Origin of the sequence: Sphingomonas sp. PP-F2F-A104-K0414 (assembly GCF_004340945.1) — a bacterium.
Classification (GTDB): domain Bacteria; phylum Pseudomonadota; class Alphaproteobacteria; order Sphingomonadales; family Sphingomonadaceae; genus Sphingomonas.
Genome location: NZ_SLYD01000004.1, coordinates 304,664 through 319,270, shown reverse-complemented (window position 1 = coordinate 319,270; position 14,607 = coordinate 304,664). Strand labels below are relative to the sequence as shown.

Genomic DNA, 14,607 nt, shown 5'->3' with positions numbered 1-14,607 from the left:
GCCGGGTCAACCCATCGCAGGGACAAACACGGCCGATCGGCGCCAGATCCTGAAATTTATGCGGGGTCACACGTTCAGGCGTGCGCGCATTTCCTTGCCCGGCTTGAAATACGGAACGCGTTTCGCATCGACCTCGACGACTTCGCCGGTACGCGGATTTCGGCCGGTTCGGGCATCGCGGGCGCGCGTTGAAAACGCACCGAAACCGCGCAGCTCGACCCGTCCGTCCGCTGCAAGGCGTTTCGAAATCTCGTCAAAAAACGTGCTGACGATAAGCTCGACTTCGTTCGGTTGCAGGTCCGGATGCGCCTCGGCGATCTTGAGGACCAGTTCAGATCGAATCATTCGTTTTCCCGCTCATATGGCAGTTCCGCTAATTGATGTAAGTCAACTTGCGAAGCGTTAGCACTAATCTGAGCGTAGTCAAAACCAAAGTGAGATAGTCAATAAAAAGCCCGGCATGTACGAGACATGCCGGGCCAATTTATCGTTAAGTCGTGAGACTTACTTCTTCTCGGCGTCCGTGCGAGCCTTGAGAGCCTCGCCCAGGATGTTGCCGAGGGTCGCGCCGGAATCCGACGAACCGTACTGCGCAACAGCCTGCTTCTCTTCCGAGATCTGCATAGCCTTGATCGAGAAGGTCGGCTTCTTCGAACGATCGAAGCCGGTGACCATCGCGTCGAACTTCTGGCCGACCTGGAAACGCTCCGGACGCTGCTCGTCGCGATCGCGACCCAGATCCGTGCGCTTGATGAAGCCGGTCGCGCCATCGTCGCCCTGCTGCACTTCGAGACCCGCGTCGCGGACTTCGAGAACGGTCACGGTGACGATCGCGTTCTTGTTCAGCTTGTCGCCTGCTGCTGCGATGCCGCCGGCCGATGGCCCGCCGCGCTCGAGCTGCTTCATGCCGAGCGAGATACGCTCCTTCTCGGCGTCGATATCGAGCACGACGGCCTCGACGGTCTCACCCTTGCGATGCAGGTTGAGCGCGTCCTCGCCCGAAACACCCCATGCGATGTCGGACATGTGGACCATGCCGTCGACGTCGTTGTCGAGGCCGATGAACAGACCAAACTCGGTCGCGTTCTTGACTTCGCCTTCGACGGTCGAACCGATCGGATGAGCGGCAGCGAAGGCCTCCCAAGGATTGGCCTGAGCCTGCTTGAGGCCGAGCGAGATGCGACGCTTCTCGGAATCGACTTCGAGGACCATGACGTCGACTTCCTGCGAGGTCGACACGATCTTGCCCGGATGGACGTTCTTCTTGGTCCAGGACATTTCCGACACGTGAACCAGGCCTTCGATGCCCGCTTCCAGCTCGACGAACGCACCATATTCGGTGATGTTCGTGACGCGGCCGGTGAGCTTCGCGCCGACCGGGTACTTGACCATCGCGCCATCCCAGGGATCGCTTTCCAGCTGCTTCATGCCGAGGCTGATGCGCTGGGTGTCCTTGTTGATGCGGATGATCTGCACCTTGACGGTGTCGCCGATGTTCAGGACTTCGCTCGGGTGACCGACGCGCTTGTAGCTGAGATCGGTGACGTGCAGCAGGCCATCGATGCCGCCGAGATCAACGAACGCACCGTAATCGGTGATGTTCTTGACGACGCCGTCGATGATCTGGCCCTCGGCCAGGCTGAGGATCAGGCCCGAACGCTGCTCTGCGCGCGTCTCTTCGAGAACGGCGCGACGCGACACGACGATGTTGCCGCGCTTGCGGTCCATCTTCAGGATCTGGAACGGCTGGGGGATATCCATCAGCGGGGTGACATCGCGCACGGGGCGGATATCGACCTGCGAGCCGGGCAGGAACGCAACGGCGCCGTTCAGGTCGACGGTGAAGCCACCCTTCACGCGGCCGAAGATCACGCCTTCGACGCGGGTCGTCTTGGAGAATTCGGTTTCCAGCTTGTCCCATGCGGCTTCGCGACGGGCGCGATCGCGGCTGAGCATCGCTTCGCCGTGGACGTTCTCGACGCGGTCGACATAGACTTCGACTTCGTCGCCGACCTTGAGGTCAGCCTTCTGGCCCGGCGCTGCGAATTCGCGAAGCGGCACGCGGCCTTCCGACTTCAGACCGACGTCGATGACGGCCATGTCGTTCTCGATGCCGGTCACGGTGCCATGCACCACGCGGCCCTCGAAGCTGTCGGCGTCGCCGAGCGTTTCGTTCAGCATCGCCGCGAAATCGTCGCGGGTCGGCATTACCTGGGTTGCCATAGAATTCAGTAATCCTAGTCTGTTTCCGGCCAAGCGGTTGGGTCCGCTGGTCTTGGCCTTCGTTGCCGCGACGACCGAACGCCGGCGCAGCATCCGGACGGCACGAAGGCTGCGGAGGACGTAGACGCTGAATGCGAAAACGGCGCGTGAGACTCGAGGGTCTCCGCGCCTTCCTCCACGAGCATCGCTCGCCGGACGGTTCCGTATAGCCGAAACCCCGTCTCGGAGCAAGTTCGCCGCTGCTTCGTTAGGGGCCGCTCACAACAGGAGCGAAGATTTGAACGAACGCGGCATTCTCGTGCTGGGCTGGGTCGCCACCGTGACGGCGATCGTGATGTACCTGTCGTACATCGACCAGATCATGCTGAACCTTGCGGGTCAGAAGGGATCGGTGGTCCAGCCGTTCGCGACGATGGTGAACTGCGCGCTGTGGGTCGGGTACGGGTTTCTGAAGGACAAGCGGGATTGGCCGATCGTCGTGGCGAATGCGCCGGGGGTGGTGTTCGGGGCGGTGGCGCTGGCTACTGCGCTTTAGGGGAGGGGGAAGCGGCGCTGTACGCGGCGGGGGTCACAACTGGCGATAGCGCCTGCTTCCTTGTTCTCCCGCGAAGGCGGGAGCCCAGTCTGGGTCCCCGCCTTCGCGGGGAAACAAGTTTACTTCACCGCTAGGGCAACCACCCCGGCGAAGGCCGGGGCCCAGTTGGAAAGGTCGCAGTAACTTAACGCTGCCCTCAGTTAGCAACGTCCCCCAACTGGGCCCCGGCCTCCGCCGGGGTGGTGCATTTCTGAACAGTCTGGAGAGATTTAAACCGAAACCTTCTTCGCCCGCTGCGCCTCAACCAGCGCAACAGCCCGCTGCACCGAAGCCTCGATCGACAAAAAACTAGTATCCAGCAAAGCAGCATCCGCCGCCATCACCAACGGCGCAGTAGACCGCCCACTATCCCGAGCATCCCGAGCCCGAATATCCGCCAGCACCCGATCCTTGCTCGCCGTCCCCCCCCGAGCCTGCAACTCCGCATGCCGCCGCTGCGCCCGAATATTCGGCGTAGCCTTCACGAACAGTTTCGCATCCGCATCCGGCGCGATCACCGTGCCGATATCGCGCCCGTCGAGAATCGCGCCACCCTCCTGCGCCGCGAACCGCTTCTGCCGGTGCAGCAACGCCGCGCGCACCAGCGGATGCGCCGACACCACCGACGCCAGCGCGCCGATATCGTCGTCGCGCAACGCCGGATCGCTCAGCAGCGCATCGCTGAAATCGCATGCCGCGACCGCGTCGGCCTCGGTCTCCGGATCGAGCCCCATCCGCGCCACGCTCAATGCGACCGCGCGGTACAACAGCCCGGTATCGAGATACGGCAGCTTGTAATGCTTGGCCAAGGCGCGCGCGATGGTGCCCTTGCCCGATGCCGCCGGACCGTCGACTGCGATGATCATCTTAATTCCCCCGGCCGGTCAGCACATCGAGCGACCGGAAGAACACGGGATAGCTCGTCGCCACCGGCGATACATCGTCAATCGTGACGGGCTCAAGCGCGCCAAGTCCAGCCACCACCATGCTCATTGCGATGCGGTGGTCGAGTTTCGAGGCGATCCGAGCGCCACCACGAATCGCCGCGCCGCCCGACCCGGTGATCGCCATGCCGTCTTCGAACTCCTCGCAAACAACCCCGCACGCTTCGAGCGCGATCCGCATCGTCGTGATCCGGTCCGACTCCTTGACCCGCAACTCATGCGCACCGCGCGCGACGGTCGTCCCGGTTGCGAACGCTGCGGCGACGAACAGCACCGGATATTCGTCGATCATGCTCGGCGCGAGATCGGCCGGCACCTCGATCGCTGTCAGCGGAGCATGCCGCACACGCAGATCCGCGACCGGCTCGCCGCCGACGGTGCGCGGGTCGAGCTCGGTAATATCCGCGCCCATCATCCGCAAAGCCGTGACGATCCCGATCCGCGTCGGGTTCAGCCCGACGTTGCGGACGACGATATCCGACCCCGGCACGATCGACGCCGCGACCAGCCAGAACGCCGACGACGACGGATCGCCCGGCACGACGATATCCTGGGGCTTGAGGTCCGCTTCGCCGGTGATCGAGATGATGCGTCCCTGGTTCGTTTCCTCGACGGTCAGCTTCGCACCGAACCCGGTCAGCATCCGCTCGCTATGATCGCGCGTCGCGACCGGCTCGATCACGCGCGTAATCCCCGGCGTGTTGAGCCCCGCGAGCAGGATCGCCGACTTCACCTGTGCCGATGCGACCGGCAGCGTGTATTCGATCGGCACCGCCGGGCACATCCCGCGCACCATCAGCGGCAACCGCCCGCCCGGCGACGACGTGATGTCCGCCCCCATCTGCGACAGCGGCTCGATCACGCGCCCCATCGGACGCCCCGACAGCGAAGCGTCGCCGGTGAAGGTACATGTGATCGGATGGCTCGACACCAGCCCCATCAGCAATCGCGTCGACGTCCCCGAATTGCCCATCTCCAGCGCGGTCTCGGGCTGGAGCAGTCCGCCGACACCGACACCGTCGACGACCCAGATGCCGTCCTCGCCGCGCTCGATCGTCGCGCCCATCGCGCGCATCGCCGCCGCGGTGGCGAGCACGTCCTCGCCCTCCAGCAGCCCCTCGATCCGGCTGGTGCCGACAGCTAAGCTCGCGAACATCAGTGCGCGGTGGCTGATAGACTTGTCGCCGGGGACCGCGATCGAACCGGTCAAAGGACCGCGCGCGATGACGTCCATCGAAGTGGGGAGGGGGTGTGCCATGGGGCCGGGCTTTTGACAGTGGCCTTGCGCTATGGCAAGGCGCGCCCACTTTGCGAGGGTATCCCCCCGCAATCCATTCATCCGAAAGGTTCTATCGGCATGATCAAGCCGGAATGGGGCACGAAGCGTTCGTGCCCGAAATGCGCGACGCGTTTCTACGACCTCGAAAAAGCCGACCCCGTGACCTGCATCGAATGCGGGTATGCGTGGGAGCCCGAGCCCATCCTGAAGTCGAAGCAGCCGCTGCCGTTCGAGGTCGCCAAGCCCGACACCAAAAAGCCCGACGCGGATCTCGAGGGTGACGAGGAAGAGGACATCGCCTCGATCACCGGCGAGGACGAAGAGCCGTCGGCGGACGACGAAGTCGATCTCGGCGGCGACGACGACCTCGGCGTCGAGACGCCGCAGGACGAGCACGAGCGTTAAGTGCAATAAATTTGGCAGGCGGTGTTTACGCCGCTTGCCAACCCGGGCGGGTCCGGTTAGTGACCCGCCTCCCAACGGGAATGGGGCCGTAGCTCAGCTGGGAGAGCGTTCGCATGGCATGCGAAAGGTCAGGGGTTCGATCCCCCTCGGCTCCACCATTTCCGTTGATGACCGGTCGATTGGACCTTTGTCCCAGATAGCGCGATCGGGTCTGACGGCAACGTCGGTGGCCTGTTGCCTTAGCCCGCCTCGAACGGTGTTCGGGACGCGGCGCCTCCACATCCCGAACACCGTCGCCACGCAGCTAGAACGCGGCGGATAGCCCTGCGAATGCCGAGACGCTGTCGCGGTCGTCGCGCAACGCGTAGCCGGCGACACCAGCGCGCAGCGACAGCTGGCCCGCGACGTTGCCGTCCACGCCCATCGCGTAGCTCATATAACTGCGATCGGCGCGCTCCACCGTGCTCGTGAAGCTGATCGGCGCACCCGTCGGGGTCAGCGTCAGTGTCCGCGGATCGCCGTCGAACTCGCGCTCGTAGCCGGCGCGGGCGAAGAACCGCACCGGCTCGCCCGGGACGGTCCGGACCACCGCGCCGAAGCGGCCGGTCAGGCTTTTTATCTCCTGCTTGCCGAATGCCGCCGCGGTCGAGAGCCCACCGGTTTCCGCATAGCCGGCGATCCGGACCCGGTCGTATTGCGCCGCAAGGTCGGGACCGAACGCCACGCCGCCGAGCGTGATCAGATCGAACGCGGCGGTGGCGCGGCCGGCGACATAGGTGCCGTCGGTTTCGCCCTCGTGCGAGCGGATCGCCGGGCCGAGCTGGACGGTGCGGCGAATGTGGCGATAGTCGATCTCGCCGTACGTTCCGTCCGCGAGCAGGCGGACCGGGCCGAGTTCGCCGCGCGCGTAGCCGCTGACCGACCAGGCGCGTGGCTTGTAGTTGCCCGCACCGGCCTTGAAGTCGCCGGTGCCGTCCGAATAGCCGCCGGCGAGACCCACCCCCGACGCGTCGCCGATCGCGAGGTCGGCACCCGCGGTACCGCTAAAGCCGCGCTCGGTGATCCCGACGCGCTGGGCGGAAGTGCCGCTCGTATAATAATGATAGCCCGCACTGCCGAACAGCGACAGCGCGTGCCCGCTACGCTGCGCGCCGCCGCGCTCGGCGGCCTCGAACAGGTCGCGTTGTCCGCGGAACATCGCCTGCGCCGCATAACCGAGCCCGGCGATCTGGTCGGGGGCCTGGACGAGGCTGGCCACTGCCTGCCCCTGGATGCGCTGGGTCTTGCCCGACGGGTGGACGCTATCGGCCAAGATATAGGTCTCGTTGGCGTTGGGCGAGACGAGCGTCGCGCGCGTGCAGGCGAGCGACGACGGCACGGTACAGGCGACGCCGGTGATGTTGGTGTAGCCATAGGTCGCTGGATTCGCGACGAGTTCGCCGAACAGCCGGTCGGTATCGAAATACAGCGCGTTGACGTTCGCCGCCGCCAAGGCCGCGGCATAGGTCCGGTTGAACAGCTGGAGCCCCGCCGCCCCGCCGGTCTGGACCGCGAGCGTGACGATGCGCGTGGCGCCCGCCGTCTGGAGCCGGCTGACCTGCGCGGCGAGCTGGGTCGCCGCCGTCGTCAGGATCGCGGTGTTGGTGCTGCCCGCCGCCTGGAACGCGAAATAGTCGTTCCCGCCGCCCTGGATGTAGACGAGATCGCGCGGACCGAACGTGCCGCCAGCGGCGAGGAAGTTGCTGATCTGGGTCGTGACCGGGATGGAAAATCCATTGGCCGCCGTCACGCGCGCGCCGCCGACCGCGTAATTGGTCCCGCCCTTGCCGTAGACCGGATCGAGCGGGAGGCCGAGTCGCGCTGCGAGGACTTCGGGCGAGACCGGGTCCGGGTTGGTCGTGAAGCTGCCCGCATCGCGCGGCAGGGTTGGATCGAGCGTCAGATAATAGCCGCCGTCGGCGAGACTGTCGCCGAACACTATCATGCGGTTATAGGTCTCGCTCGCCGCGACGCTGGTCGAGCCGGCAGTCTGTGCCTGGCCCGGACTCGCGAAACTCAGCGCGGTCCCGACCAGCAACGCCGTATAGGTCGTCTTCATGATGTCCTCTCCCCGGCGGCGAGGGATCATTGTCCTTCGCTCGACCGGGAGTGTCGGAGCCGGTTACGGCTGCGTCAATAGACTGTCGCTTAGGGGTGGCGGACCGTTCAGACGAACAGCCCGACCAGCAGATAGGTGCCTGCGCCGATCAATCCCGCGGCTGGCAGCGTCAGCGTCCAGGCGACGACGATGTTGCTGGCCACGTTCCAGCGGACCGCGGACAGGCGCCGCGCCGCACCCACGCCGACGATCGAGCCAGTGATAGTGTGCGTCGACGATACCGGGATGCCCCAGAAGGTCGCGGCGAACAGCGTGATCGCGCCGCCGGTCTCCGCGCAGAAGCCCTGCGCCGGGGTAAGCCGCGTGATCTTGGAGCCCATCGTGTGGACGATCCGCCAGCCACCCGACAGCGTGCCGAGCGCCATCGCGGCCTGGCAGGACAGCACGACCCAGAGCGGCACGTGGAATTCGCCGCCGAGCAGGCCCTGCGAGTAGAGCAGCACCGCGATGATCCCCATCGTCTTCTGCGCGTCATTGCCGCCATGGCCGAGCGAATAGAGTGCGGCCGAGATCAGCTGGAGCTTGCGGAAGCGCTTGTCGACGCCGAGCGGGGTGAGCTTGAGGCTCGTCCAGGCGACGATCAGCACGAGCACCAGCGCGAGCATCAGGCCGATCGCGGGCGACGCGAAGATCGCAACGACGGTCTTGATCACGCCGCTCCAAACGATCGCACCGAAACCGATCTTGGCGATGCCGGCCCCCAGGAGCCCGCCGATCAGCGCGTGGCTGCTGCTCGACGGGATGCCGAGCACCCAAGTGATGACGTTCCACGCGATCGCGCCAATCAGCGCAGCGAAGATCACCTGCGCGTCGATGACGTGTGCCTGGACGATCCCGGTGCCGACGGTCTGCGCGACGTGAAGCCCGAAGACGGCGAACGCGATGAAGTTGAAAAACGCTGCCCAGAGGACGGCGTATTGCGGCTTCAGCACGCGCGTCGAGACGACGGTGGCGATCGAGTTCGCCGCGTCGTGCAGGCCGTTCAGGAAGTCGAACAGCAGCGCTATGCCGATGAGGCCGATGAGGAGTGGGAGCGAGAGGATCATGCGGCTGCGCTCTGCGGCGCGGTCATGATGCCCACCGCCGCTCGCCCGACCACGTTACCACCCCGGCGAAGGCCGGGGCCCAGTTGGAGAAGTCGCAGTAACAGCGCAACGTCCTCGGTTATTGCCGTCCCCCAACTGGGCCCCGGCCTTCGCCGGGGTGGGGCACCTATCGATGACTGACTATCAAGCATGGTCGATGACCAGCCCCTGGATCTCGTTGGCCACATCCTCGAAGCGGTCGACGATCTTTTCCAGGCTGCTGTAGATCTCGCGGTTGATGATGAAGGTCATCGGGTCCGCACTGATCTTCGACGCCTGGAACAGCGCGCGCAGGCCCGTGTCGTGGATATCGTCGGCATGCCCCTCGATCTGGATCAGCCGCGCAGTCAAATCGTGCAACCGCCCCGCATTGGTGCCGAGCGACCGCAGCAGCGGAATAGCCTCCGCGGTGATCCGCGCGGCCTCGACGATGATACCCGCCATGTCGCGCATCTGCGGCGAGAACTCGGTCACCTCGTACAGCGCGATCGCGTTCGCCGTGCCGTTCATCTGGTCGATCGCGTCGTCCATCACGCCGATCAGGTCCGTGATCGCGCTGCGGTCGAACGGCGTCACGAACACGCGGCGGACGTCCTGGAGGACCTCGCGCGTAATATCGTCGGCCTCGTGCTCGCGCTTGACGATCTCGGCGATCTGACCCTCGATCGAGCCTTCGCCGTGGAGCAGCCGTGCAAGCGCATCGGCGCCGGCGACCAGGGTCGCGGCATGCGCGTCGAACAGTTCGAAGAACCGTCCCTGCTTCGGCATCAGCGACTGGAACCAGCCCAGCATCGGAATTCTCCTTTTCGCACTCGTGCGCACGACGGGTAAGATACGTTGCGCGAACGACGCCGGGATCGGCGGTTCGCGGAAAGCAGCGATCAGCGCCTTCAGGCCGGGCTCATTGACAGCGTCTGCCGCACGATCAAGCGTAAACCAGCGTGTGTCACGCTGATGACGCTCGGGCCAGTCGTCGACCTGCTCGACGAACGCGAGCGGAAACACCGTCACGATCATGTCGCGGTAGCGGCCGGTGCGGCGGCGTTTGCGGTAGCCGAACTCGCCGACCGCGGTGGGGCAGGGGATGCCGCGGATGCCGGCTTCCTCATACGCTTCCTGCGCGGCCGCCTCGTGGCTGGCCAGACCGACGATCGGATTGCCCTTGGGGATCACCCAGCGCCCGGTATCGCGGGAAGTGATCAACATCACCCGAGCGTGGCCGTCGGCGTCGATCACATAGGGAAGTGCCGCAATCTGCTGGATAATTCGGGTCCTTATGGGCGCGGAGTCGCGGCGAATGGCAGCAGCTTATACGGCGCGATAGGGCAAGGACAGGGGGCTGCTGCGTCAGGCTCGACGCGCTTACGGCGGCGCAATTCCGTCCCATTCCCGGACGGGTCTGGTTTAACCATTTTTGCGACTGGTCGAATTGGTAAACGCCGCGTTAACGTTTGCATCATGACCAGACGCCTAGTCCTCACCAACGAAGCCGCCCGCCATCCGCTGCGTCGGTCTTTGCCGCCGCCGGTAGTCGCGACTGCGAAGAACGACGATCACGACGTGAAACTGTTTTTCCTAAGCTTCGCGGCGTTCTTCACCTGCTTCTACAGCTTCATTTTCTGACAACATGCCGTTCGCCCTGAGCGAAGTCGAAGGGCACGTCCCGGGTGAAGGTGCTTCGACTTCGCTCAGGGCGAACGGATTTGGGTGTGAGGTTATCCCCTCAACGTCGGCAAGCATCCGACGGCATCGTCGTTACACGCGCGGTGCAGCTTCTGCGCCAGCCAAGCCGAGACCAGGCACATCGCCGCGACCAGGAACAGCATGTCCTCCGGCGTCACGCCCATCGCGGTAATGCCGATCACCAGAATCGAACCGATCGTCATCGCGCCCGAATTGACGACATTGTTCGCCGCGACGGTCCGCGCAGTCTGGTCCTTCTCGACGGTCGTCGTCAGGAACGCATAGAGCGGCACGACGAACATTCCGCCGGTGATCGCGATTGCTAGCAGCGTCGCGAGCACGGGGATCGCGCCCGGCTGATGAATGAAGCCCGCCCAGTCGTAATATTGCCCCGCCGGTGCAGGCGTCCAGTTCCGCGCCAGGAACGAGAACAGCACGACGAAGCCGCCCATCGCGATCACCGATGCCGGCGAGAACTTCGCCGAGATCCGCCCTCGCAGCATCGAGTTGATCACGACCGACCCGATCGCGACTCCGACCGAGAACACCGCGATCACGAAGCTGGCGACTCGCTCGTCGGCGGTCAGCACGTTCTTCACCAAGGGCGGGAAGACGATGATCAGAACCGCGCCGATCGTCCAGAAGAAGCTGATCGCGACGATCGCGAGAAACAGCCGCGGGATGTGCAGCGTCGCGCTGATCAATCGCCACGATGCCGTGAACGGGTTGTAGTCGAGCTTCAGCGGCGGCCCTTCGCGGGGTGCGGGGGGCACCTGCCGGCCCGCGAACCAGCCGACCAGCGCGACGATCAACACGCTGGCGGCGGCGCCCTCGATCGGGATCCAGCCTGCGGTGACGGTGCCAAGCAGGATTGCGAGATACGTCCCGGCCTCGACGAGGCCCGTGCCGCCAAGCACGTCGCACGGTTTCAGATGCTGCGGCAGGATCGCGTATTTGATCGGTCCGAAGAACGTCGAATGCACGCCGAGGCACAGCACGGCGCCGAGCATGAGCCCGATTCCCAGCGACGGATGCCCGAAGCGCGCGACCATCAGTCCGGTCGCGCCGAGCAGCATGATGCCGATCTCGACCGTCTTGACGATCCGGATGATCCGCGCCTTGTCGCGACTATCCGCCAATTGCCCGGCGAGCGCGGACAGCAGGAAGAACGGCAGGATGCCGAGTCCCGTCGCCAACGCGTTGAAGTTCGCCTCCATCTTCGGGTCGTTGAAGACCGCATAGGTGGCGAACAGGACCATCGAAGTCTTGAACAGGTTGTCGTTGAACGCGCCGAGAAACTGCGTGGTGAACAGGGGCAGGAAGCGACGTTGCTTCAGCAACCCGAGGGCATTGAGCATGCGAGAAATCGCCCAGATCGTTGCGAAAATACGCCAAACCCTTAGCCCAGCGCCATGCGCACGCCAACGCTTAAACCGGTTTCGCCGCGCGACCGACCGGTATAGAGGTAGTGGGTGCTGAGCTTGCCTAACCTCCTGACATTGTCGCGGATCGTCGCGGTGCCCCTGCTGGTCTGGTTCCTGTGGTGGCCCGACTGGGAGGCAGGGTACGGCATCGCCTTCGTGCTGTATTGCCTGATGGGCATCACCGATTATTTCGACGGCTACCTCGCGCGGTCGAGCGGCGCGGTGTCGCGGCTGGGGATTTTCCTCGATCCGATCGCCGACAAGATCATGGTCGCGGCGGTGATCCTGATCCTGGTCGGCACGCGCGATATCGCCGGCATCCATGTGATCGCCGCGCTGGTCATCCTGCTGCGCGAGATCGCCGTGTCGGGGCTGCGCGAGTTCCTGGCGCAGGTGCAGGTGTCCGTGCCCGTGTCGCAGCTCGCCAAGTGGAAGACGACGCTACAGCTCGTGTCGCTGGGCGGCATCATCCTTGGTGGCGCGGTGCCTGATATGATCTGGGTCCATACCGTCGGCATCGTCGCGCTGTGGGGCGCGGCCGTCCTAACGTTGCTGACCGGATGGGATTACCTCCGCGTCGGCCTGAAGCACATGGACTGAAAATGACGGTACGGATGGTGTATTTCGCCTGGGTGCGCGAGCGCATCGGCACGGGCGAAGAATCGGTCGAGCCGCCTGCGAGCGTAGTGACGGTGGCCGATCTGGTCGACTGGCTGGCGGAAACGAGCGAGGCACACGCGGGCGCGTTCGAGAACCGCTCGCGGTTGCGCGCAGCGATCGATCAGGACTTCGTCTCGCTCGATACGCCGATCGGTCGGGCGCAGGAGATTGCGATCTTCCCACCGGTGACCGGCGGATGATCCATATTTCGGTCCAGCAGTCGCCGATCGATATCGCGGCTGAAATGACGCGCGCCGAGGCGGCAGGGGCCGGCGCGGTGGCGACGTTCACCGGCCTCGTACGTGCGGACGATGGCGTCGGTACGCTCGAACTCGAACATTATCCCGGTGCGACCGAAGCGGCGTTGCTGAAGGTTGCCGAGGGCGCGATCGAACGCTGGCAGCTAAGCGGCGCGATCATCGTGCACCGGGTCGGGCCGATGCATCCGGGGGAGCGCATCGTGTTCGTCGCGGCGACGGCGGCGCACCGCGGCGCGGCGCTGGAGGCCTGCGCGTATTTGATCGATCGGCTGAAGACCGATGCGCCATTCTGGAAGCGTGAGACGCGTGGTGCGACGGCTAGCTGGGTCGAAGCTCGCGATGGCGATCATGCCGCTGCTGTTCGGTGGGATAAGCCGGAGGCCTAAACCAAAGGTTGTTCTCCCGCGAAGGCGGGAGCCCAGACTGGGTCCCCGCCTTCGCGGGGAAACAAAGGGGGCTGCACTCCCTAATGGAGTTGCAGCCCCCTCAGATCAGCCGAGCTTCGGAACGCTCATGCCATTGGTCAAGTGGACGACGCCATTCGTCTCCTTGATGTCGGCCGTATCGACATACGCCTTGATCCCGGCGGTGTCGGTCAGCTCGATGTTGCCGTTCGGGCCAAGCGAGGCGATAAGCGGTTGCCCGGCGAGCGTCGTCAGCGTGGCCTTGCCACCACCAGCAGTGATCTGCGCCTTAAGCTGGTCCGACGTGATCGCACCGGCGACGACGTGATACTTGATGATCGTCGCGAGCGTCGGTGCGGATTCAGGCTTCAACAGCGTGTCGAGCGCACCGGCGGGCAGACGGGTGAACGCCTCGTCGCTCGGGGCGAACACGGTGAACGGGCCGGGGCCTGCGAGCGTCGTCTGCAACTTTGCCGCGGTCACCAGCTTGGTCAGCGTCGCGCGGTTCGGCAACGTCGGCAGCGCAGCGGCGATCGTGGTCGTCGCCGCGGCGGTCGGCGCGGCCGGCACTGCGCCAGCAGGCGCGGTCTGCGGCGTTGCAGGTGCAACTGGCGTGGTCGTCTGTGCAGTCGCACCAGCGGCAAAGATAAGGCTCGATGCGGCTGCAATCAGAAGGTTCGTCTTAACAGTCATCTGCGACTCCAAATATCATTGATGGGACGGTTATAAGCTCAAAAGAAAATCTAGGGACGCGTCCGGTTCGTCTGCAATGTTTTCGCGGACCAGCCGCGGCATCTATGCGACGAACCGAGCCTTAAGCCTTGCGGATCAGCTCAGTTTCGGCACGATTACGCCATTGACGACGTGCACGACGCCGTTCGACTGACGCACGTCGGCGGTCTCGATATAGCTCTTGTTACCGTTGACGTCGGTCAGCGCGATGACTGCGCCGACCAGCGTCGCGGTGATCGGGTCGCCCTCGACCGTCGTCAACGTCGCCGTACCGCCGCCGGCCGCGATGCGCTGGCGAAGATCGTCCGCGGTGATCGCCCCCGACACGACGTGATACGTCAGGACCTTCGTCAGCGAAGCCTTGTTCTCCGGCTTCAGCAACGTATCGACCATGCCCGGTGCGAGCCGGCCGAACGCGTCGTTGGTCGGCGCGAACACCGTGAACGGCCCCGGACCCGAGAGCGTGCCGACCAGATCGGCGGCCTTCACCGCAGCGACCAGCGTCGACAGGTTGGGGGCGGCGGACGCGTTGTCGACGATCGTCCGCGTGGCCATCATCGGCACGCCGCCGACCGTGGGATTGGCGACCGCAGGCGGGCCGTTCGGCACCGCCAGCGCGGGATTGGTCGACGGACTGGCCACGTCGTCCTTCGATTTGCCACTGCACGCCGCGAGCGCCAGTGCGCTCGTCATCAGCAGTAGCGGAAGCGTCTTCGACATCATCGGGTCTCCAGCGGGAACTCGCGAAACATACGATCGAACGCCGAGTTGGTTGC

At 64.9% G+C, this 14,607-nt stretch carries 16 protein-coding genes and 1 tRNA gene; 7 read left to right on the top strand and 10 right to left on the bottom strand.

The window, feature by feature from the left end:
• Nucleotides 1-66: 66 nt before the first annotated feature.
• Both ihfB and rpsA read right to left on the bottom strand, forming a co-directional pair.
• Nucleotides 67-345 carry an integration host factor subunit beta gene (ihfB, locus tag C8J46_RS11430; RefSeq protein WP_132738987.1) on the bottom strand — a complete coding sequence of 93 codons (279 nt, stop codon included), beginning with the start codon at nucleotides 343-345 and terminating at the stop codon, nucleotides 67-69.
• A gap of 159 nt (nucleotides 346-504) precedes the next feature.
• On the bottom strand, nucleotides 505-2,223 hold the full coding sequence (gene rpsA / locus C8J46_RS11425; protein WP_056060414.1) for a 30S ribosomal protein S1: 1,719 nt from the start codon (nucleotides 2,221-2,223) through the stop codon (nucleotides 505-507).
• A gap of 277 nt (nucleotides 2,224-2,500) precedes the next feature.
• On the opposite strand from rpsA, the gene C8J46_RS11420 reads away from it, so the two are divergent.
• Nucleotides 2,501-2,758: a SemiSWEET family transporter gene (locus C8J46_RS11420; protein WP_056051422.1), complete on the top strand. Its 258-nt coding sequence runs from the start codon at nucleotides 2,501-2,503 to the stop codon at nucleotides 2,756-2,758.
• A 269-nt stretch (nucleotides 2,759-3,027) separates the two neighbouring features.
• On the opposite strand, the gene cmk is transcribed toward C8J46_RS11420, so the two are convergent.
• Nucleotides 3,028-3,663 (bottom strand): (d)CMP kinase, encoded by a 636-nt coding sequence (gene cmk, locus C8J46_RS11415; protein ID WP_056486788.1) that lies wholly within the window; start codon nucleotides 3,661-3,663, stop codon nucleotides 3,028-3,030.
• A gap of 1 nt (nucleotide 3,664) precedes the next feature.
• The gene (gene aroA / locus C8J46_RS11410) at nucleotides 3,665-4,999 is read right to left on the bottom strand and encodes a 3-phosphoshikimate 1-carboxyvinyltransferase (protein WP_132738984.1); all 1,335 of its coding nucleotides are present in this window, start codon (nucleotides 4,997-4,999) and stop codon (nucleotides 3,665-3,667) included.
• 99 nt (nucleotides 5,000-5,098) lie between these two features.
• Between aroA and C8J46_RS11405 the strand changes: the two genes are divergently transcribed.
• On the top strand, nucleotides 5,099-5,425 hold the full coding sequence (locus tag C8J46_RS11405) for a TIGR02300 family protein (protein WP_031395784.1): 327 nt from the start codon (nucleotides 5,099-5,101) through the stop codon (nucleotides 5,423-5,425).
• An 82-nt stretch (nucleotides 5,426-5,507) separates the two neighbouring features.
• Nucleotides 5,508-5,583: transfer RNA gene (locus C8J46_RS11400), tRNA-Ala, on the top strand.
• A gap of 146 nt (nucleotides 5,584-5,729) precedes the next feature.
• On the opposite strand, the gene C8J46_RS11395 is transcribed toward C8J46_RS11400, so the two are convergent.
• The 3 genes from C8J46_RS11395 to C8J46_RS11385 form a co-directional block, all read right to left on the bottom strand.
• The gene (locus C8J46_RS11395) at nucleotides 5,730-7,523 is read right to left on the bottom strand and encodes an autotransporter domain-containing protein (RefSeq protein WP_165886529.1); all 1,794 of its coding nucleotides are present in this window, start codon (nucleotides 7,521-7,523) and stop codon (nucleotides 5,730-5,732) included.
• A 107-nt stretch (nucleotides 7,524-7,630) separates the two neighbouring features.
• Complete coding sequence (locus C8J46_RS11390; RefSeq protein ID WP_132738978.1) at nucleotides 7,631-8,629, bottom strand: inorganic phosphate transporter; 999 nt, start codon at nucleotides 8,627-8,629, stop codon at nucleotides 7,631-7,633.
• Nucleotides 8,630-8,812: 183 nt separating this feature from the next.
• Nucleotides 8,813-9,931, bottom strand: coding sequence for a DUF47 family protein (locus C8J46_RS11385; RefSeq protein ID WP_132738976.1), 1,119 nt, complete (start codon nucleotides 9,929-9,931; stop codon nucleotides 8,813-8,815).
• A 195-nt stretch (nucleotides 9,932-10,126) separates the two neighbouring features.
• Here C8J46_RS11385 and C8J46_RS20835 point away from each other — a divergent pair, with 195 nt between their 5' ends.
• Nucleotides 10,127-10,291, top strand: coding sequence for a hypothetical protein (locus tag C8J46_RS20835; RefSeq protein ID WP_165886528.1), 165 nt, complete (start codon nucleotides 10,127-10,129; stop codon nucleotides 10,289-10,291).
• A gap of 92 nt (nucleotides 10,292-10,383) precedes the next feature.
• On the opposite strand, the gene C8J46_RS11380 is transcribed toward C8J46_RS20835, so the two are convergent.
• Entirely contained in the window at nucleotides 10,384-11,709 is a 1,326-nt protein-coding gene (locus C8J46_RS11380; RefSeq protein WP_132738973.1) for an MFS transporter, read from the bottom strand.
• 114 nt (nucleotides 11,710-11,823) lie between these two features.
• Between C8J46_RS11380 and pgsA the strand changes: the two genes are divergently transcribed.
• Genes pgsA through C8J46_RS11365 form a run of 3 tightly spaced genes read left to right on the top strand, consistent with a single transcriptional unit; the run spans nucleotide 11,824 to nucleotide 13,081 of the window.
• Nucleotides 11,824-12,375 carry a CDP-diacylglycerol--glycerol-3-phosphate 3-phosphatidyltransferase gene (pgsA, locus tag C8J46_RS11375; protein WP_132738970.1) on the top strand — a complete coding sequence of 184 codons (552 nt, stop codon included), beginning with the start codon at nucleotides 11,824-11,826 and terminating at the stop codon, nucleotides 12,373-12,375.
• Between the two features lie 2 nt (nucleotides 12,376-12,377).
• On the top strand, nucleotides 12,378-12,635 hold the full coding sequence (gene moaD, locus C8J46_RS11370) for a molybdopterin converting factor subunit 1 (RefSeq protein WP_132738967.1): 258 nt from the start codon (nucleotides 12,378-12,380) through the stop codon (nucleotides 12,633-12,635).
• A complete protein-coding gene (locus tag C8J46_RS11365) occupies nucleotides 12,632-13,081 on the top strand; it encodes a molybdenum cofactor biosynthesis protein MoaE (RefSeq protein WP_132738965.1) in 450 nt (149 codons plus the stop codon). The genes moaD and C8J46_RS11365 overlap by 4 nt, the downstream gene beginning before the upstream one ends.
• 105 nt (nucleotides 13,082-13,186) lie before the next feature.
• On the opposite strand, the gene C8J46_RS11360 is transcribed toward C8J46_RS11365, so the two are convergent.
• Both C8J46_RS11360 and C8J46_RS11355 read right to left on the bottom strand, forming a co-directional pair.
• On the bottom strand, nucleotides 13,187-13,792 hold the full coding sequence (locus C8J46_RS11360; protein ID WP_132738962.1) for a fasciclin domain-containing protein: 606 nt from the start codon (nucleotides 13,790-13,792) through the stop codon (nucleotides 13,187-13,189).
• Between the two features lie 135 nt (nucleotides 13,793-13,927).
• On the bottom strand, nucleotides 13,928-14,551 hold the full coding sequence (locus tag C8J46_RS11355; RefSeq protein WP_243643339.1) for a fasciclin domain-containing protein: 624 nt from the start codon (nucleotides 14,549-14,551) through the stop codon (nucleotides 13,928-13,930).
• Between the last annotated feature and the right edge of the window lie 56 nt (nucleotides 14,552-14,607).

Bases quoted from the DNA above. Each gene is read 5' to 3' on its own strand.
- C8J46_RS11380 (WP_132738973.1), bottom strand. From the start codon at position 11,709: ATGCTCAATGCCCTCGGGTTGCTGAAGCAACGTCGCTTCCTGCCCCTG.
- C8J46_RS11365 (WP_132738965.1), top strand. From the start codon at position 12,632: ATGATCCATATTTCGGTCCAGCAGTCGCCGATCGATATCGCGGCTGAA.
- C8J46_RS11360 (WP_132738962.1), bottom strand. From the start codon at position 13,792: ATGACTGTTAAGACGAACCTTCTGATTGCAGCCGCATCGAGCCTTATC.
- aroA (WP_132738984.1), bottom strand. From the start codon at position 4,999: ATGGCACACCCCCTCCCCACTTCGATGGACGTCATCGCGCGCGGTCCT.
- C8J46_RS11355 (WP_243643339.1), bottom strand. From the start codon at position 14,551: ATGTCGAAGACGCTTCCGCTACTGCTGATGACGAGCGCACTGGCGCTC.
- moaD (WP_132738967.1), top strand. From the start codon at position 12,378: ATGACGGTACGGATGGTGTATTTCGCCTGGGTGCGCGAGCGCATCGGC.
- C8J46_RS20835 (WP_165886528.1), top strand. From the start codon at position 10,127: ATGACCAGACGCCTAGTCCTCACCAACGAAGCCGCCCGCCATCCGCTG.
- C8J46_RS11395 (WP_165886529.1), bottom strand. From the start codon at position 7,523: ATGAAGACGACCTATACGGCGTTGCTGGTCGGGACCGCGCTGAGTTTC.
- C8J46_RS11405 (WP_031395784.1), top strand. From the start codon at position 5,099: ATGATCAAGCCGGAATGGGGCACGAAGCGTTCGTGCCCGAAATGCGCG.
- C8J46_RS11390 (WP_132738978.1), bottom strand. From the start codon at position 8,629: ATGATCCTCTCGCTCCCACTCCTCATCGGCCTCATCGGCATAGCGCTG.
- cmk (WP_056486788.1), bottom strand. From the start codon at position 3,663: ATGATCATCGCAGTCGACGGTCCGGCGGCATCGGGCAAGGGCACCATC.
- rpsA (WP_056060414.1), bottom strand. From the start codon at position 2,223: ATGGCAACCCAGGTAATGCCGACCCGCGACGATTTCGCGGCGATGCTG.
- ihfB (WP_132738987.1), bottom strand. From the start codon at position 345: ATGATTCGATCTGAACTGGTCCTCAAGATCGCCGAGGCGCATCCGGAC.